Source organism: Cupriavidus sp. OTU4054 (assembly GCF_038440175.1).
GTDB classification, from domain to species: Bacteria; Pseudomonadota; Gammaproteobacteria; order Burkholderiales; family Burkholderiaceae; genus Cupriavidus; species Cupriavidus pauculus_D.
Genome location: NZ_JASATF010000035.1, coordinates 49,265 through 65,958 on the forward strand (window position 1 = coordinate 49,265; position 16,694 = coordinate 65,958).

General features: G+C 65.5%; 17 protein-coding genes and 1 tRNA gene. 8 read left to right on the forward strand and 10 right to left on the reverse strand.

The genetic code is table 11. The annotated features are described in order from the left end of the window. Positions 1 to 10: 10 nt before the first annotated feature. The 3 genes from AAHB16_RS28910 to AAHB16_RS28920 are packed head-to-tail and all read left to right on the forward strand — an operon-like array spanning position 11 to position 3,418. On the forward strand, positions 11 to 889 hold the full coding sequence (locus AAHB16_RS28910) for an ATP-binding protein (protein ID WP_109580048.1): 879 nt from the start codon (positions 11 to 13) through the stop codon (positions 887 to 889). Then, a complete protein-coding gene (locus AAHB16_RS28915) occupies positions 886 to 1,320 on the forward strand; it encodes an NUDIX domain-containing protein (RefSeq protein ID WP_150373668.1) in 435 nt (144 codons plus the stop codon). The genes AAHB16_RS28910 and AAHB16_RS28915 overlap by 4 nt, the downstream gene beginning before the upstream one ends. Before the next feature lie 46 nt (positions 1,321 to 1,366). Next, positions 1,367 to 3,418: an OPT family oligopeptide transporter gene (locus AAHB16_RS28920; RefSeq protein ID WP_342052599.1), complete on the forward strand. Its 2,052-nt coding sequence runs from the start codon at positions 1,367 to 1,369 to the stop codon at positions 3,416 to 3,418. 12 nt (positions 3,419 to 3,430) lie between these two features. Here the strand turns inward: AAHB16_RS28920 and AAHB16_RS28925 are convergent, their stop codons facing one another. The 8 genes from AAHB16_RS28925 to AAHB16_RS28960 all read right to left on the reverse strand — a co-directional run bounded on the left by AAHB16_RS28925 (position 3,431) and on the right by AAHB16_RS28960 (position 10,502). Beyond that, on the reverse strand, positions 3,431 to 3,622 hold the full coding sequence (locus AAHB16_RS28925) for a DNA gyrase inhibitor YacG (protein WP_342052600.1): 192 nt from the start codon (positions 3,620 to 3,622) through the stop codon (positions 3,431 to 3,433). A 22-nt stretch (positions 3,623 to 3,644) separates the two neighbouring features. Beyond that, a complete protein-coding gene (zapD, locus tag AAHB16_RS28930; RefSeq protein ID WP_150373671.1) occupies positions 3,645 to 4,403 on the reverse strand; it encodes a cell division protein ZapD in 759 nt (252 codons plus the stop codon). 204 nt (positions 4,404 to 4,607) lie between these two features. Further along, positions 4,608 to 5,210 (reverse strand): dephospho-CoA kinase, encoded by a 603-nt coding sequence (gene coaE / locus AAHB16_RS28935; protein WP_150373672.1) that lies wholly within the window; start codon positions 5,208 to 5,210, stop codon positions 4,608 to 4,610. 46 nt (positions 5,211 to 5,256) lie between these two features. After that, positions 5,257 to 6,120: a prepilin peptidase gene (locus AAHB16_RS28940; protein WP_342052601.1), complete on the reverse strand. Its 864-nt coding sequence runs from the start codon at positions 6,118 to 6,120 to the stop codon at positions 5,257 to 5,259. A 3-nt stretch (positions 6,121 to 6,123) separates the two neighbouring features. Continuing rightward, positions 6,124 to 7,395, reverse strand: coding sequence for a type II secretion system F family protein (locus tag AAHB16_RS28945; RefSeq protein ID WP_342052602.1), 1,272 nt, complete (start codon positions 7,393 to 7,395; stop codon positions 6,124 to 6,126). A gap of 56 nt (positions 7,396 to 7,451) precedes the next feature. Continuing rightward, positions 7,452 to 9,179, reverse strand: a complete 1,728-nt coding sequence (gene pilB / locus AAHB16_RS28950; RefSeq protein ID WP_150370658.1) for a type IV-A pilus assembly ATPase PilB — start codon at positions 9,177 to 9,179, stop codon at positions 7,452 to 7,454. Positions 9,180 to 9,457: 278 nt separating this feature from the next. Further along, positions 9,458 to 9,534 (reverse strand) — tRNA-Pro (locus tag AAHB16_RS28955). Positions 9,535 to 9,572: 38 nt separating this feature from the next. Beyond that, positions 9,573 to 10,502, reverse strand: coding sequence for a polyprenyl synthetase family protein (locus AAHB16_RS28960; RefSeq protein WP_150373675.1), 930 nt, complete (start codon positions 10,500 to 10,502; stop codon positions 9,573 to 9,575). Positions 10,503 to 10,968: 466 nt separating this feature from the next. Here AAHB16_RS28960 and rplU point away from each other — a divergent pair, with 466 nt between their 5' ends. The 4 genes from rplU to proB all read left to right on the forward strand — a co-directional run bounded on the left by rplU (position 10,969) and on the right by proB (position 13,934). After that, entirely contained in the window at positions 10,969 to 11,280 is a 312-nt protein-coding gene (gene rplU / locus AAHB16_RS28965; RefSeq protein ID WP_109580057.1) for a 50S ribosomal protein L21, read from the forward strand. A gap of 29 nt (positions 11,281 to 11,309) precedes the next feature. Further along, positions 11,310 to 11,570: a 50S ribosomal protein L27 gene (gene rpmA / locus AAHB16_RS28970; protein ID WP_092142104.1), complete on the forward strand. Its 261-nt coding sequence runs from the start codon at positions 11,310 to 11,312 to the stop codon at positions 11,568 to 11,570. 102 nt (positions 11,571 to 11,672) lie between these two features. Continuing rightward, positions 11,673 to 12,779: a GTPase ObgE gene (gene obgE, locus AAHB16_RS28975; RefSeq protein WP_150370659.1), complete on the forward strand. Its 1,107-nt coding sequence runs from the start codon at positions 11,673 to 11,675 to the stop codon at positions 12,777 to 12,779. A 36-nt stretch (positions 12,780 to 12,815) separates the two neighbouring features. Continuing rightward, positions 12,816 to 13,934: a glutamate 5-kinase gene (proB, locus tag AAHB16_RS28980; RefSeq protein ID WP_150370660.1), complete on the forward strand. Its 1,119-nt coding sequence runs from the start codon at positions 12,816 to 12,818 to the stop codon at positions 13,932 to 13,934. A 110-nt stretch (positions 13,935 to 14,044) separates the two neighbouring features. Here proB and AAHB16_RS28985 read toward each other — a convergent pair whose 3' ends face one another. Together AAHB16_RS28985 and AAHB16_RS28990 are read right to left on the reverse strand one after the other, a co-directional pair. Continuing rightward, complete coding sequence (locus AAHB16_RS28985; RefSeq protein ID WP_150370661.1) at positions 14,045 to 14,608, reverse strand: CNP1-like family protein; 564 nt, start codon at positions 14,606 to 14,608, stop codon at positions 14,045 to 14,047. Next, on the reverse strand, positions 14,608 to 15,258 hold the full coding sequence (locus AAHB16_RS28990; protein ID WP_150370662.1) for an RNA pyrophosphohydrolase: 651 nt from the start codon (positions 15,256 to 15,258) through the stop codon (positions 14,608 to 14,610). Before AAHB16_RS28990 ends, AAHB16_RS28985 begins: the two co-directional genes overlap by 1 nt. A 185-nt stretch (positions 15,259 to 15,443) precedes the next feature. Between AAHB16_RS28990 and AAHB16_RS28995 the strand changes: the two genes are divergently transcribed. Continuing rightward, the coding region (locus tag AAHB16_RS28995; protein WP_342052603.1) for a proline--tRNA ligase at positions 15,444 to 16,694 on the forward strand (1,251 nt) is incomplete at its 3' end.

Consider the following 16,694-nt stretch of genomic DNA (forward strand, 5'->3'; position numbering starts at 1 on the left):
TCGCCCCGCCATGTCCGACCTTGCCAATCGCCTCGACGCCTTTCTCGCCCGACTCGAACAATGGCTGCCGCCGCAGCTGACCGACGCCGACTGGCAGGAGGCGGTCGCATTCCGCTGGCGCAAGCGGCAGAGCCTGTTCGGCAATATCGGCTATCTGCAGGCGATCAAACAGCTGCCGCCGATCCATCTGGACGACCTCAAGAACATCGAGCGCCAGAAGGATGCCATCGTGGCCAACACGCGCCAGTTCGTGAACCGCCTGCCGGCCAACAACGTGCTGCTGACGGGCGCGCGCGGCACCGGCAAGTCGTCGCTGATCAAGGCCTGCCTCAATGCCTACGTGAAGGACGGCCTGCGGCTGGTCGAGGTGGACAAGGATGACCTCGGCGACCTCGGCGATATCGTCGAGCAGCTGTCGCAGCGTCCCGAACGCTTCGTGATCTTCTGCGACGACCTGTCGTTCGAGGATGGCGAGTCGGGCTACAAGTCGCTGAAGTCGGCGCTCGACGGCTCGGTGGCCGCGCAGTCGGACAACGTGCTGATCTACGCCACGTCCAACCGCCGCCACCTGCTGCCCGAGTACATGAAGGACAACGAGACCTACCGGCATACCGACGATGGCGAGATCCATCCGGGCGAAGTGGTCGAGGAAAAGATCTCGCTGTCCGAGCGCTTCGGGCTGTGGCTGTCGTTCTACCCGCCCAAGCAGGACGAATACCTGGCCATCGTCGGCCACTGGCTGTCGCACTTCGGCTGCACCGAGGAAGACATTGCCGCGGCGCGCGGCGATGCGCTCGTGTGGGCGCTCGAGCGCGGTTCGCGGTCCGGCCGTGTGGCGTGGCAGTTCGCGCGCGACTGGGGCGGCAAGCACGGCAAGCCGTACGCATGAGCGGCGACATGACGGGGCAGCCCGCGCAGCCGCGCAAGGTCACGGAAGTCGCCGTCGGCGTGATGGTGCAGCCGGACGGGCGTTTCCTGCTGGCGCAGCGGCCGGCGGGCAAGCCATACGAAGGCTACTGGGAATTCCCTGGCGGCAAGCTGGAGCCGGGCGAGTCGGTCGAGGCGGCGCTTGCGCGCGAGCTCCACGAGGAGCTCGGGCTCGACGTGCTGCAAAGCGAGCAGTGGCGCGTGCTCGAACACGATTACCCGCACGCCTATGTGCGGCTGTATTTCTGCAAGGTCACGGCATGGCGGGGGGAGCCCGTCGGCCGTGAGGGCCAGGCATTCGCCTGGCAATCGGTACCCGTGGCGGTCACGCCGCTGTTGCCGGCCACGATTCCCGTGGTCGAATGGCTCGCGGAGGAAGCAGCAAGTCGTTGAAACGCGCCGGGCAGAGCGCGCTTTCCACTACCACCGGAGTGTCCGCATGCAGCGTGTCGAACGTGTTGCCGACGATATTTCCCTGCCTGAACTGACCTTGCGCGGCGTCATCCTCGGCGCGCTCATCACGGTGGTCTTCACGGCCTCCAATATCTACCTGGGCCTCAAGGTCGGCCTGACCTTCTCCTCGGCGATTCCCGCCGCCGTCATCTCGATGGCGGTGCTGCGCCTGTTCCCGGGGGCCAATATCCTCGAGAACAACATGGTGCAGACGCAGGCCTCGGCCGCGGGCACGCTGTCCTCGATCATCTTCATCCTGCCGGGCCTCGTCATGCTGGGACACTGGCAGGGCTTTCCGTTCTGGCAAACGCTCGCGATCTGCGCGGCGGGCGGCATGCTCGGCGTGATCTTCAGCATTCCGCTGCGCCATGCGATGGTCGTCAACAGCGACCTGCCGTATCCCGAAGGCGTCGCGGCGGCCGAGATCCTGCGCGTCGGCAGTGCGTCGCAGGAGGCCGGCACCCGATCCTCGACGGGCCTCGCGGACCTCGTGGCGGGCGGTCTGGCCGCGGGCCTGTTCAGCTTTGCCGCCGGCGGGCTGCGCGTGCTGGCGGAGGGGGCCAATGCATGGCTGGCCGTGGGCGCCTCGATCGTGCGGCTGTCCATGGGTTTCTCGCTCGCGCTCGTGGGCGCGGGCTATCTGGTGGGCATCGTCGGCGGCATGGCGATGCTGCTCGGGCTGTTTCTTACGTGGGGCATCGCGGTACCGTGGCTGACGGCCATCACGCCGATGCCGGCCGATGCGACGCTGGCCGCCTTCGGTACAAAGATCTGGAGCACGCAGGCACGCTTTATCGGCGCCGGCACGATCGCGATCGCGGCCATCTGGACGCTGGCCACGCTGTTCAAGCCGATGGTGGATGGCGTGCGCGCGTCCATGGGGGCGTCGTTCGGTTCGCTGCGGCGTGGCGCGCAGACCGGAGCTGCCGGCGCGGGAGATCTCCCGCGTACGCAGCGCGACCTCCCCGCACGGTGGATCGGCCTGCTGACGCTCCTGCTCGTGGCCGTGCTGGCCATCACGTTCGGATACTTCCTCGCACCGGCGCCGCTCGCCACGGGCCCCGCATGGCGGCTGGTCGCCTGCGCGGTACTGTTCGCGTTCGTGTTCGGCTTCCTTGTCGCGGCGGCGTGCGGCTATATGGCCGGACTGGTCGGATCGTCGGCAAGCCCGATTTCGGGCATCGGGATCATTGCGGTGATCCTGGTCTCCCTGCTGATTCTCGGCGTGGGCACGCTCGACGGTCTGCTTGGGACGCCCGAGGGGGGCAAGTTCGCGATCGCGCTGGCCATCTTCACGACATCGGCGGTGGTCGCGGTAGCCTCGATCTCCAACGACAACCTCCAGGATCTCAAGACGGGCTGGCTCGTCGGTGCGACGCCGTGGCGCCAGCAGGTGGCGCTGCTGATCGGCTGCGTGGTCGGTGCCGCGGTCATCCCGCCAGTGCTGGAGCTGCTGTATCACGCGTATGGCTTCGCGGGGGCACTGCCGCGTCCGGACATGGATCCGAACCAGGCGCTGGCGGCGCCGCAGGCCACGCTGATGACGGCGATCGCCACCGGCATTTTCACGCATCAGCTCAACTGGGCGATGATCCTGATCGGCGTCGCGCTCGGCGTGGTGCTGATTGCGATCGACGAGGCGCTGCGCCGCCGGGGCGGCGTGGCGCGCCTGCCCGTGCTCGCCGTCGGCATCGGCATCTACCTGCCGCCGACGATCAGTTCGGCGCTCGTGGTGGGCGCGGTGCTGTCATGGTGGCTGATGCGCGCCGAACGCCGCCGCGCGCAGGCACGCGGCGACGACGTGCAACAGGCGCTCGAGCATGCGGAGCGCCGCGGCACGCTGCTTGCGTCGGGGCTGATCGTCGGGGAGAGTCTGGTCGGTGTGGCGCTGGCCGCGGTCATCGGCCTGTCGGGCCATGAAGCGCCGCTCGCGCTCGTCGGCGAGGGCTTTGCGGCGACGGCCCAGTGGCTGGGCCTCGCGGTGTTCGTGCTCGTGTGCGTGGCGTTTTGCCGGCGGGTGCTGGCGGCCGCTTACTAGCGCCGCCGGGCTTCAGTCTTCGGGATCTTCGGGCAGGTCCGGCGAGGGGGTCTCGCCGGGTTTGCCACCGATCACGTACTTCTCGGCGGCCCAGGCACCGAGGTCGATCTGCTTGCACCGATTGGAGCAGAAAGGCCGGAACTTGTTCTCGGGCACCCATTCCACATCGGTGCCGCAGGTAGGGCATTTGACTACGGCAGGCATCGGCGTTCTTGAGTCTGCAACTTCAGAAATTACACAGCTTGAGCAGGAACGGGATATCGGCGTCGACCGAGCGCGGCCGCATGTCGCCGTCCTGCTGGGTGAAGCGGACCCAGAGCATGTACTTGTTCGCGCTCATCTCGGGGATGAACGCCAGCAGCGATTCGTCGAGGTAGACCTGCATCAACTGGTAGCTGCGGCCCGACAGCATCTGCTGGTAGCTGCCGCCGGTCGCGATGACCTTGCCGCTCTGACCCGATTCGCGCAGCAGCCGCAGCACGATGGAGGCGCCCATCCGCAGCGAAGCCAGCGGCCGCGCCCACTTGAGGACGTCGGCGCGGCGGTCTTCGGCCGGGCGATGCTGCCAGGCGTAGTAGGCGGGCAGGTCGAATTCGCAGGTGCCGCCCGGAATGATCGCGCGGCTGCGGATGCTCGTCAGCCATTCGTTCTCGGTCAGCAACTGGCCGGCCTTGCCGAAGGTCTGGTTCAGCGCGGTGATGCCCTGTTCGATCTCGGAGATCACGGCCACGAGCGCGTCCTGATCGATCTGCGGGTTCGCGCGCAGCGGCGCCAGCGCCTGGCGCTGCCGCTCGAGTTCCTTGATCAGGTCAGTCTTGAGGTCGGCGCGGCCTGCCACGTCGATGATCTCGAACAGCGTCGTGATCGCGACATGGTGCTGCAGGGCGTGTTCCTGCGCGAGGAAATAATCCAGCCGATCGAACAGGTCTTCCAGTCGCAGAAGCGTCCTGATTCGTTCGTTGAAAGGATATTCGTACAGGATCAAGTGGTTGTCCGTGCTGCGGGCCGCGGTGCGGCAGAAGCGGCTGTGTCGCTGAATTGCGATATTTCCCGCTTGTTTTCAGCGCATTCTATGCGAGTCGGGGCGCGAGGACAAATCCAATTGTTACGAAATCCGACGATCGTCATCGGCGTCGATCATCTGCGTCGATCACTTGGGTCAATCATTTGGGTCAATCACTTGCTGCAATCACTTGCGCCGATACAGCGCGTCGAGCCGCTCGACCTGGGGAGGCAGCGCCTCGGGCGGCCCGTCGTTGTCGATCACATCGTCCGCGCAGGCCAGCCGTGCGCTGCGCGTGGCCTGCCGGCGCATGATGGCCTCCACCTGTTCGCGCGTAAAGCCGTTGCGCGCCATCACGCGCGCAATCTGGGTCGCTTCGCTGCAATCCACCACGAGCACGCGGCCCACGCGCTCGCGCCAGGTGCCGGACTCCACGAGCAGCGGCACCACGTAGATCAGATAGGGGTGCGCCCCCGCGGCGCGGATGGCCTCGGCGCGTGCCATCGTCAGCGTGCGGATCAGCGGATGGGTGATGGATTCGAGCGTGCGTTTGGCTGACGGGTCCGAAAACACGCGCGCGCGCATCGCATCGCGATCCATCGCGCCGTCGGGGCGCAGGCATGCGGGCCCGAAGGCCTCCACCAGCGGGGCGATGGCCGCGCCGCCCGGCGCCGTGATCTCGTGCGCGAGCAGGTCGGTGTCGATCAGCGCCGCGCCGCGGGCGGCGAACAGGTCGGCCACCCGGGTCTTGCCGGAGCCGATACCGCCGGTCAGTCCGATTTCGAGCATGCGTGCGGCAGGGAGAAAGTCGTCGATGCCACAACGATACAGCAAGTCAGTGAATGCTCAGCGCCAATGGCAGGAGATCCGCGCCGAAGAACAGCACGATCAGGCCGGCTCCGGCGATAAACGGCCCAAACGGAAACGGCGTCTCGCGTCCCTGGCGGCGCACGACGAGCATCAGGATGCCGAACACCGCGCCGACCACCGAGGACAGCAGCACGAGCGCGGGCAGGGCCTGCCAGCCGAACCACGCGCCGAGCGCGCCCATCAGCTTGAAGTCGCCATAGCCCATGCCTTCCTTGCCCCGCACGAGCTTGAACAGCCAGTAGGCGGCCCACAGCACGAGGTAGCCCGCCGCGGCGCCGATCACGGCGTCGGCGAGCGGCACGAACAGGCCCTGGAGGTTCAGCAGCAGGCCGAGCCACAGCAGCGGCAGCGTGATCTGGTCCGGCAGCAGCTGGGTATCGGCGTCGATCATCGTGAGCGCGATCAGGGCCCAGATCATGACGATGGCGGCCAGCGCCTGCACGGTCGGTCCGTAATGCCACATCGCCAGCGCGCTGAGCGCGGCGCTGGCCAGTTCCACGAGCGGGTAGCGCACGCTGATGCGCGTCTTGCAGCTCGCGCAGCGGCCGCGCAGGAACAGATAGCTGACGACGGGGATGTTCTCCCATGCCGCGATCTGGTGCCCGCAGTGCGGACACGCCGAGCGCGGCACCACGAGGTTGTAGCGGCCGGGGTGGGGCAGCGGTTCGCCCCGCAACTCGGCGATGTAGTTCGCCTCGTCGTATTCCATCATGCGCGGAATCCGGTGGATCACCACGTTGAGGAAGCTGCCGACCACCAGGCCGATCAGTCCGGCCGCGAAGACGAGAAAGGCCGGCGGCAGCGCCGCCAGCTCCGATACCTGCAGCATGCGTTACACCACCTGTCCCAGCTTGAAGATCGGCAGATACATCGCCACCACCATGCCGCCGATCAGTACGCCGAGGATCACGATGATCAGCGGCTCGATCAGGCTCGAGATCGCGGCCACGGCGTCATCGACCTCGCGCTCGTAGAACTCGGCCACCTTGAGCAGCATATTGTCCAGCGCACCCGATTCCTCGCCAATCTGCGTCATCTGCAGCACCATGTTGTCGAACACGTGCGTGGCCTGCATCGCGTTGGTCAGGCTGGTACCGATACGCACGGCCTGTTCGATATCGCGCGTGGCATCGTAATAGATCCAGTTGCCAGCGGCACCGGCCACCGATTCCATCGATTCCACGAGCGGCGTGCCGGCCGCGAACATCGTGGCCAGCGTTCGCGTCCAGCGGGCGATCACGGCCTTGCGGAACAGGCTGCCGAAGATCGGCAGCCGCAGCAGCACGCGGTCGTGGAAGCGCTGGACCTTCTCTGACTTGTTTCGCGCGCGGAAGTAGCCGACGATGGCGAGGATCGGCGCGAACACGATGATGTACCAGTTCGCGACGAAGAAGTCGGAGATGCCGATCACGACCAGCGTGGGCGCCGGCAGCGCCGCGCCGAAGCTCGAGAACACCCCCTTGAACGCCGGGATCACGAACAGCATCAGGATGACGGTCACCGCGAACGCCACCGTCAGCACCGCGATCGGGTAGATCATCGCGGACTTGATCTGGCTTTTCAGCGCGATGGACTTCTCCATGTACAGCGACAGCCGCTCGAGCAGCGCATCGAGAATACCGCCCTGTTCGCCGGCGTCGATGAGGTTGCAATAGAGCGTGTCGAAATATTTCGGCTGGCGGCGGAACGCCTGGGCCATGCTGCTGCCGGACTCGATGTCGAAGCGGATATCGGACAGCAGCTGCGTGAAGTTCGGATTCGCATGGCCGCGCGCGATGATGTCGATCGACTGCAGCAGCGGGATCCCGGCCTTGAGCATCGTCGAGAGCTGGCGCGTGAAATACGCGATGTCCTTCTCGGTGATCTTGCGCCCGCGCGCCGCCTTGCGCTTCTTGAGCTTGACGACCGTCAGGCCCTGCTTGCGCAGCGTGGCGGTGACCTCCGCCGCGCTCTCGGCGCGCTGCTCGCCCGTAAAGGACTTGCCCTTCCGGTCCTTGCCTTCCCATTCGAAGATGTACTGCGTGGGCGCCTTCCGCCCCTTCGTTCCTGTTGCCCGGGACGGCGCCGCCGTCCGGGCGCCCGCCGCTGGTGCGCGCGTCGCCATGTTGTGACCCCCGACAAAAATTTCTTATTGGATTGCTACGTTCTTGCGCTACGTTGCTACGTATTCGTGGTGGCCAGCACTTCTTCGAGTGACGTGACCCCCTGCTTGACCTTGAGCAGGCCAGCCTCACGCAACGATAGCACGCCGTCGCGACGCGCCTGCTCGGCGATCTGCAGCGCCGTGCCGTGCGAGAGGATGATCTGCTGCATGGCTTCCGTGATGGGCATCACCTGATAGATACCGCATCGTCCCTTGTACCCGCTGCCGTTGCAGCGTTCGCACCCGACCGGGTGATACGGCTGCCAGGTGCCATCGACGTCGGCCTCCCGGAAGCCCGCGTCCAGCAGCACGTCGCGCGACAGGTCGCCCGCGCGCTTGCACGTGCACAGTCGCCGCGCAAGACGCTGCGCGGTAATCAGCAGCACGCTCGATGCGATGTTGAACGGCGCCACGCCCATGTTCATCAGCCGCGTCAGCGTGGTCGGCGCATCGTTGGTGTGCAGCGTGGACAGGACCAGGTGGCCCGTCTGCGCGGCCTTGATCGAGATGTCCGCCGTTTCCAGGTCGCGGATTTCGCCGACCATGATGATGTCCGGATCCTGCCGCAGGAACGACTTGAGCGCGGCCGCGAACGTCAGGCCCGCCTTGTCGTTGACGTTGACCTGGTTGATGCCGGGCAGCTGGATTTCCGCGGGATCCTCGGCGGTCGAGATATTGATGTCGCCCTGGTTCAGCAGGTTCAGGAACGTATAGAGCGACACGGTCTTGCCGCTGCCGGTCGGGCCCGTCACGAGCACCATGCCGTAGGGGCGCTTGATCACGTCGAGCAGCAGTGCCTTCTGGTCCGGCTCGTAGCCGAGCTGGTCGATATCGAGCTTGTCGGACGAGGATTCCAGAATCCGCATCACGATCTTCTCGCCGAACAGCGTGGGCAGCGTCGAGACGCGGAAGTCGATCGCCTTCTCGATCGTTTCCTTGCCGTCCTTGTCCTTGGGCAGTGTGAGCAGCAGCTTCATGCGGCCGTCCTGCGGCACGCGCTTTTCCGAGATATCGAGGCGCGACAGCACCTTGATCCGCGTCGCGATCTTGTCGCGGATATCGAGCGGCGGCCGCGCGACCTCCTGCAGCACGCCGTCCACGCGGAAGCGGATGCGGTAGAAGAACTCGAACGGCTCGAAGTGCAGGTCGGATGCACCGCGCTGGAAGGCTTCGGTGAGCAGCTTCTGCAGAAAGCGCACGACCGGCGCGTCGTCGATCTCGTTGCCGGCGCCCTTGCGCGCGCCCGCCGCGGCCACGGGATCGTAGTCGATCATCTTGGTCGGCGTGGCGCCGACGCCGCCGGGCGAAATATTCTTGAGCGTACCGAGCGCTTCGCCGGCCGAGCGGACCTGCTTCATCAGCTTGTCGTGCTCGACCACCACCGTTTCCACGGGCAGGTTGAACTTCTGCTTGATGGCGTCGATGCCGGCCTGGTTCGCGGGGTCCGACATCGCGACGATCAGGCGGTTCTCGCGGCGGCCCAGCGGCAGCAGGCGATGCGCGTGGAACTCGCGGTTGCCGGCAAGCGCCGGCGGCACGCGGGCGAGGTTGTATTGCGTGAGGTCGAGCAGCGGCAGCTGGTACTTGTCCGCGGCGAAGATCGCGACGTCGTGCGCGCTCATCGTGCCGCTCGCGATGATCTCGTCGATCAGCTGCGTCTTCTTCTCTCTTGCCGTCTGTTCCAGCTGGGCAAGCAACGCGGGTGCGATCCGCCGGCTCTGCGCCAGGGCGAGGCCTAGTGTCATGGCAATACGATGCGTATGAGCGCGCTGGCGACAGCGCTGCGCGCGATTTGACTACGGCGGGATCGGCGGGGGCAAGCGTCCCGGATTCGGGCCAGTTTGCCGGTGGGGTCACTTTTTGTAAAGCGAGGCGGGCGGGGGTATTGGCGTTTGCGCGACAGTCCGCAACCCTACTTGCGCAGGGCTGTGACAGTCCCGCGATGGACGCGGGAACAACCGTCGGGAAAACGTCGGAAAAACAAAAAAGCCGCACATTGCTGTGCGGCTTTTCTGAGGAAATCTGGTCGGGGTGAGAGGATTCGAACCTCCGGCCTCTACGTCCCGAACGTAGCGCTCTACCAGGCTAAGCTACACCCCGATTTCGGTGTTTTCTTCGCTGTTGTTTGCTTCGCGTCGTTACGACTGACGTTGCAGCGAGAAAGCACACAAGTCTATCAGCGTTTCTTTCAGTTGGGAAGGGGGAAATTGCATTGCCGCTTTTTCCGCGGCTTCCGCCTCGCGTTGCGCGGCCGCGAACGTCACGTCGAGCGCGCCGCTTGCATGGATGGCCGCGAAGACCGCGTCGAAGTGTTCGGTGCCGCCCTGGACGATCGCGTCGCGCGCGAGTTCGCGCTGCTCCGACGTGCCGTGCTCGAGCAGATGCAGCAGCGGCAGCGTGGGTTTGCCCTCGCGCAGGTCGTCGCCGGCGTTCTTGCCCATCTGCTCCGCGCTCGCGGTGTAGTCGAGCATGTCGTCGATCAGCTGGAACGCGGTGCCGATGCGGCGGCCATACTCGGCCGCGGCTTCTTCCATCGCGGCGTCCGCGCCCGCCAGCACCGCACCGAGCTGCGCCGAGGCCTCGAACAGCTTGGCCGTCTTGTAGCGGATGACCTGCAGGTACCGTTCGACGGTCACCTCGGGATCGTGCATGTTGAGCAGCTGCAGCACTTCGCCTTCCGCGATCACGTTGGTCGCGTTGGAGAGAATCTCCATGATGCGCATGCTGCCGGCGTCGACCATCATCTGGAACGCGCGCGAGTAGAGGAAGTCGCCGACCAGCACGCTCGCGGCATTGCCGAACACCGCATTGGCGGTCTCGCGGCCGCGGCGCAGTTCGGATTCGTCGACGACGTCGTCGTGGAGCAGCGTGGCGGTGTGAATGAATTCGACGACGGCCGCCATTTCATGATGGCGATGTCCGTCGTAGCCAAAGGCGCGTGCCGACAGCAGCAGGATCACCGGACGCAGGCGCTTGCCGCCCGCGCCGATGATGTACTCGCCGATCTGCTCGATCAGCGGCACTTCCGATGCCAGTCGATGACGAATGACGGCGTCAACGGCGCGCATGTCGGCAGCGACCGGGGCAAGCAAGGCAGTGGCGGAAGACTGGGACAAGATGATCACCGTTACGCAAAACCGGTGGATTATATGCGAAGCATGTGAGGGAATGGCTGCGCGCGGGTCCTATAATGCGCGCATGGACAAGACCCGCGCATCCCGCCGGCAGTCGCGACGCACCGTCTGGTGGATCGCCTTTGCCGCGCTGGCCGGCTTTCTGCTGGCCGACCTGACCTGACGCGACAGGCCCGGTGAAGTGCCTGAGCCGCCGCTGGCAGCCCGAGGCTGGCTATCTATTTGTTTCCTTTGCGCTTTTCCTCAAGCTGGTATAGAATTGCCGGTTCCTTCGGTCTGTCTCGGCTATTCAGTCGCGGCAACCATGAAGATCATGGCGTAAGAAGCGGCGCCAGCCCGTGGTGCAGTATTGGTAAGCCGGGCAGCATTTCTCGCTTCATTCACATCGAGAGGTTCGACAATGTACGCGGTCGTAAAAACCGGCGGCAAGCAATACAAGGTTGCTGCTGGCGAAAAACTTAAAGTAGAACAGATACCGGCAGACATTGGCGCAGAAATCACGCTGGACCAGGTGCTCGCAGTGGGCGCCGGCGACCAAATCAAGTTTGGTACGCCGCTGGTGAGCGGGGCTTCCGTCAAGGCTACCGTGATCTCCCAAGGTCGTCACGACAAGGTGAAGATCTTCAAGATGCGCCGTCGCAAGCACTATCAAAAGCGTCAGGGCCATCGTCAGAATTACACCGAGCTGCGCATCGACACGATCGTTGCCTGAGCGATATTCGGCCTAGACAGGAGTAAGACATGGCACAGAAAAAAGGCGGCGGTTCCACGCGGAACGGCCGTGATTCGGAATCGAAGCGCCTGGGCGTGAAGGTGTACGGTGGCCAGGCCATCAACGCCGGCGGCATCATCGTTCGTCAACGCGGTACGCGCGTGCATGCTGGCGAAAACGTCGGCATCGGCAAGGACCACACGCTGTTCGCGCTGGTTGACGGCCACGTGCAGTTCGCCGTCAAGGGCCCTGCCAAGAAGCAGCAAGTCAGCGTCGTTCCGGCGGCCTGATAACAGCCTTTGCAGCACGAAGGCCCCGCAACGCTTGCGGGGCTTTTTCATTTCTGGCGACAATGTTGAGGCCGCCAGCCCGAGCCCACACGGAAAATCATCATGAAGTTCATCGACGAAGCCCGAATCGAAGCGATTGCCGGCAATGGCGGCAACGGGAGCGCGTCGTTCCGGCGCGAGAAGTTTGTGCCGTTTGGTGGCCCCGATGGCGGTGACGGCGGCCGCGGCGGCAGCGTTTTCGCGCAGGCCGACCGCAATATCAACACGCTGATCGACTTCCGCTACGCGAAGAAGCACGTGGCGAAGAACGGCGAAAACGGCCGGGGCTCCGACTGCTACGGCGCCGCGGGCGAGGACGTCACGCTGCGCATGCCCGTCGGCACGCTGATCACCGACATGGACACCGGCGAGATCATCGCCGACCTGACCGAGCACGGCCAGACCGTCTGCCTCGCCGAAGGCGGCATGGGCGGCTGGGGCAACCTGCATTTCAAGTCGAGTACCAACCGCGCGCCGCGCCAGCAGGTGGACGGCAAGCCGGGCGAGCGCCGCATGATGAAGCTCGAGCTCAAGGTGCTGGCCGACGTGGGTCTGCTCGGCATGCCCAACGCGGGCAAGTCGACGTTTATCTCGCATATTTCGAACGCGCGGCCGAAGGTCGCCGACTATCCGTTCACGACGCTCCACCCGAATCTCGGCGTGGTGCGCGTGGATCATGAACAGTCGTTCGTGGTGGCGGATATCCCGGGGCTGATCGAGGGCGCGGCGGAAGGCGCCGGCCTCGGCCACCAGTTCCTGCGCCATCTGCAGCGTACCGGTCTGCTGCTGCATATCGTCGATCTCGCGCCGTTCGACGAAAACGTCGATCCCGTGGCCGAGGCGCGCGCGATCGTCAACGAACTGAAGAAGTACGACGAAGAGCTCCACGCGAAGCCGCGCTGGCTCGTGCTGAACAAGCTCGACATGGTGCCCGAGGAAGAGCGCGCCGCGCGCGTGAAGGACTTCGTCAAGCGCTACAAATGGAAGGGTCCGGTCTTCCAGATCTCCGCGCTGGCCGGCGACGGCTGCCGCGAACTGATCTACGCGATCAAGGATCATCTGGAGGCGATCAAGGCCGCGGAAGCGGCGGCGCTGGCCGATCCCGATATCCGGCTCGACGATCGGCTGCATAACGTGGGACGCGCCAGCGACGAACCCGAGGCATCCTGACCGTTTCCTGATTCCCACATCATTCGATACCCCACCATGCAATCGGTCATCGCGCAGGCAAAACGCATCGTCGTCAAGGTGGGGTCGAGCCTTGTCACCAACGACGGCAAGGGACTCGATCACGACGCCATCGCGCGCTGGGCCGCGCAGATCGCGAAGCTGCGCGCGGCCGGCAAGGAAGTGGTGCTGGTCAGCTCGGGCGCCATCGCCGAGGGCATGCAGCGTCTGGGCTGGACGCGCCGTCCGCGCGAAATCCACGAGCTGCAGGCAGCGGCCGCGGTCGGGCAGATGGGGCTGGCACAGGTCTACGAGACGCAGTTCGGCCGCTATGGCATTCGCACCGCGCAGGTGCTGCTGACCCACGCGGACCTGGCCGACCGCGAACGCTACCTCAATGCGCGCTCCACACTGCTGACGCTGCTGTCGCTGGGCGTGGTGCCGATCATCAACGAGAACGACACGGTCGTCACCGACGAAATCAAGTTCGGGGACAACGACACGCTCGGCGCGCTCGTGACGAACCTGATCGAAGGCGATGCACTGGTCATCCTGACCGACCAGCGCGGCCTCTATACGGCCGACCCGCGCAAGGACCCCAACGCGCGGTTCGTCGACGAAGCCATGGCCGGCACGCTCGAACTCGAGGCGATGGCTGGCGGCGCGGGCACCTCGATCGGCCGCGGCGGCATGCTGACCAAGATCCTCGCGGCCAAGCGCGCGGCCAAGTCCGGCGCGCACACGACGATCGCGTCGGGCCGCGAAGCCAACGTGCTCGAGCGTCTGGCCGAGGGGGAGGCCATCGGCACGCAGCTGCTGGCGCCGACGGGCCGGCTCACGGCACGCAAGCAGTGGATGGCCGACCATCTGCAGCTGCGCGGCCGCGTGATCATCGACGCGGGCGCCGTGGAAAAGCTGACGGGCGGCGGCAAGTCGCTGCTGCCGATCGGCGTGGTGGAAGTGCAGGGAGAATTCGCGCGCGGGGAAGTCATCGCGTGCGTGGATCCGGCGGGACTCGAAGTCGCGCGCGGCATCACCAACTATTCGAGCGCCGAGGCGCGCCTGATCGCGCGCAAGCCGTCATCGGAGATCGAGACGGTGCTTGGCCATCTGAACGAGCCCGAGCTCATTCACCGCGACAATCTGGTGCTGGTGTAAGGCCGGGCGGGCGCCCCTCGGGAAGAGAGGCGCTAGTCCGGGCGGCGCGACGGAGCACCGCTGAAAAATCACCGCCGGCGCATCACCGCCGGAGCATCACCGCCGGAGCATCACCGCCGGAAGGTCGGTGCATACGCGCGCAGGTCGCGCACGAGCTTTTCGGGCTTGCCGGCGACGGTGCGGCCCTCGCAGAAGTAGTCGGTCGCGAGCGTCGAGGCGTAGCTGTTGCGCTGACGCGTCATCATCCGTTGCCAGTCGTCCGCGCCCCGGTTCGAGACCCATTCCTTGCTGCCGGTCGGCATCGTCGCGTAGATCTTGCGCTCGAACGCATCGCAGCGCATGCCTTCATAGCTCACGTTCCGCGCGCCGGTCTTGCTCGTGATGACCACCGTGTAACGCACCACGTTGTCGGCGCCCACGCTGACCGACTTGGCATCGACCGCGAAGTCGAAGTTGCCCGAGTCGTTGACCGAGAACGGAATCAGGTCGGCATCCTGCGGCGGCGCCGGCAGGGTGGTTTCGGCTTCCTTGAACGGTTTGCTCTCGAACGGATCGAGCCAGGCGACCTCGCCGTCATCGTGTTGCTTGCTATTGGTCTTGCAACCTCCCAGTACGAGGCAGGCTGCCACAAGCAGCAGCCCGGCGCGAGCGGCCGGGCCGGTAAAGCGTTTCATCAGGACTCCGTTTGGTCAGTAGGCGCCGGATCGGCCGGCGCGGCAGGGTCGGCCGATACGGCCGCGGCATGGGATGGCATGGCTGGCGCGGGCGCGCACGACGACGTCGCCGTGCGCTGGCCGCCGTGGCGGCCATGGCCGCCATGATGGTTGCCGTACGGGCTCAGCGGCACGCGGCTGCGATGCAGGAAGCGCGACAGCTCGGTCAGCGCCATCTGGTAGACGTCGCGCTTGAACTCGATGACCGCATCCAGCGGCACCCAGTACTGGCTCCAGCGCCACGCGTCGAATTCCGGGTGGTCGCTGGCGCGCAACTGGATGTCACAGTCGCGACAGACCATGCGCAGCAGGAACCAGATCTGTTTCTGGCCCCTGTAGTGGCCGCGGATTTCGCGGCGAATGAACTTGTCCGGCACCTCATAACGCAGCCAGTCGCGCGTGCGACCGACAATCCTGACGTGCTCCGGAAGCAGGCCGACTTCTTCTTGCAGCTCGCGGTACATGGCCTGTTCGGGCGTCTCGCCGTACTTGATGCCACCTTGCGGAAACTGCCAGGAATGTTCGCCGATTCGCTTGCCCCAGAAGACCTCGTTGCGTGCGTTGATGAGGATGATGCCGACGTTCGGGCGAAAGCCTTCACGATCGAGCATGACTGCACCTCGAATCCTTTAGAATTACGTCGATTATAAAGGAAGCGCGCGGGTCGGCCCGGCGAGGGGAATGCTGGTTTTCCCCGAGCGGCAAGGGCAGTTTCAGGCGCGTCTGCCTGCACGTCTTGCCCACCCGTATCGCCCAACGATTTGACCTTACGCAGAGATCGCAGAGAAATCAACGGATGAAAGCCTCGCAATTCTTCATTTCCACGCTCAAGGAAGCGCCCGCCGACGCGGAGATCGTGTCGCACAAACTGATGATGCGTGCCGGCATGATCAAGAAGCTGGGCGCCGGCATCTACAACTACATGCCGGTGGGCCTGCGCGTGATCCGCAAGGTGGAGAACATCGTCCGCGAGGAAATGAACCGCGCCGGCGCCGTGGAGCTGTCCATGCCGGTGATCCAGCCGGCCGAGCTGTGGCAGGAAACGGGCCGCTGGGACAAGATGGGCCCCGAACTGCTGCGCCTGAAGGACCGCCACGAGCGCGATTTCGCGGTCCAGCCGACCTCGGAAGAGGTGGTCACCGATATCGCGCGCAGCGAAATCCGCAGCTACAAGCAGCTGCCGGTCAATTTCTATCAGATTCAGACGAAATTCCGCGACGAGCGCCGTCCGCGCTTCGGCATCATGCGCGGCCGCGAATTCACGATGAAGGACGCGTACTCGTTCGACCGCGACGTGGAAGGCCTCAAGGTCTCGTACCAGTCGATGTATGACGCATACGTGCGGATCTTCCAGCGGTTCGGCCTGGAATTCCGCGCGGTGGCGGCCGACAACGGCGCGATCGGCGGCTCCGGCTCGCACGAATTCCACGTGATTGCCGATACCGGCGAAGACGCGATCGTCTACTGCCCGACCTCCGATTACGCCGCGAACATGGAAGCGGCCGAGGCGCTGCCGCTGCTGGCCAGCCGGGCCGCCCCCGCCGAGGCCATGGTCAAGGCGTCCACGCCGGGCAAGGCCAAGTGCGAGCACGTGGCCGAGTTTCTCGGCATGCCGCTGGAGCGCACGATCAAGTCGATCGTGCTGGCCAAGGATACGGAAACGGGCGCCGAAATCTGGCTGCTGCTGCTGCGCGGCGACCACGAGCTGAACGAGGTGAAGGCGTCGAAGGTGCCGGGCCTGCTGGACTTCCGCTTTGCGACCGAGGCCGAGATCGTCGAGACGTTCGGCACGCCGCCCGGCTACCTGGGCCCCGTCGGCACGAAGAAGCCGGTGAAGGTCGTGGCCGATCGCACGGTCGCGAACATGAGCGATTTCTGCGTGGGTGCGAACGAGCGCGACTATCACCTGACCGGCGTGAACTGGGGCCGCGACCTGCCCGAGCCGATCGTCGCGGATATCCGCAACGTGGTGGCCGGGGGGGCGGGGCCCGGCGGCGAGGGGGGGGGGGGGGTATTGAGCGGGCGGGGGGTGGGGGGGGGGGTGGTG

Bases quoted from the DNA above. Each gene is read 5' to 3' on its own strand.
- rplU (WP_109580057.1), top strand. From the start codon at position 10,969: ATGTACGCGGTCGTAAAAACCGGCGGCAAGCAATACAAGGTTGCTGCT.
- AAHB16_RS28985 (WP_150370661.1), bottom strand. From the start codon at position 14,608: ATGAAACGCTTTACCGGCCCGGCCGCTCGCGCCGGGCTGCTGCTTGTG.
- coaE (WP_150373672.1), bottom strand. From the start codon at position 5,210: ATGCTCGAAATCGGACTGACCGGCGGTATCGGCTCCGGCAAGACCCGG.
- AAHB16_RS28990 (WP_150370662.1), bottom strand. From the start codon at position 15,258: ATGCTCGATCGTGAAGGCTTTCGCCCGAACGTCGGCATCATCCTCATC.
- AAHB16_RS28940 (WP_342052601.1), bottom strand. From the start codon at position 6,120: ATGCTGCAGGTATCGGAGCTGGCGGCGCTGCCGCCGGCCTTTCTCGTC.
- obgE (WP_150370659.1), top strand. From the start codon at position 11,673: ATGAAGTTCATCGACGAAGCCCGAATCGAAGCGATTGCCGGCAATGGC.
- rpmA (WP_092142104.1), top strand. From the start codon at position 11,310: ATGGCACAGAAAAAAGGCGGCGGTTCCACGCGGAACGGCCGTGATTCG.
- AAHB16_RS28920 (WP_342052599.1), top strand. From the start codon at position 1,367: ATGCAGCGTGTCGAACGTGTTGCCGACGATATTTCCCTGCCTGAACTG.
- AAHB16_RS28915 (WP_150373668.1), top strand. From the start codon at position 886: ATGAGCGGCGACATGACGGGGCAGCCCGCGCAGCCGCGCAAGGTCACG.
- AAHB16_RS28945 (WP_342052602.1), bottom strand. From the start codon at position 7,395: ATGGCGACGCGCGCACCAGCGGCGGGCGCCCGGACGGCGGCGCCGTCC.
- AAHB16_RS28960 (WP_150373675.1), bottom strand. From the start codon at position 10,502: ATGCGCGCCGTTGACGCCGTCATTCGTCATCGACTGGCATCGGAAGTG.
- AAHB16_RS28910 (WP_109580048.1), top strand. From the start codon at position 11: ATGTCCGACCTTGCCAATCGCCTCGACGCCTTTCTCGCCCGACTCGAA.
- pilB (WP_150370658.1), bottom strand. From the start codon at position 9,179: ATGACACTAGGCCTCGCCCTGGCGCAGAGCCGGCGGATCGCACCCGCG.
- AAHB16_RS28925 (WP_342052600.1), bottom strand. From the start codon at position 3,622: ATGCCTGCCGTAGTCAAATGCCCTACCTGCGGCACCGATGTGGAATGG.
- proB (WP_150370660.1), top strand. From the start codon at position 12,816: ATGCAATCGGTCATCGCGCAGGCAAAACGCATCGTCGTCAAGGTGGGG.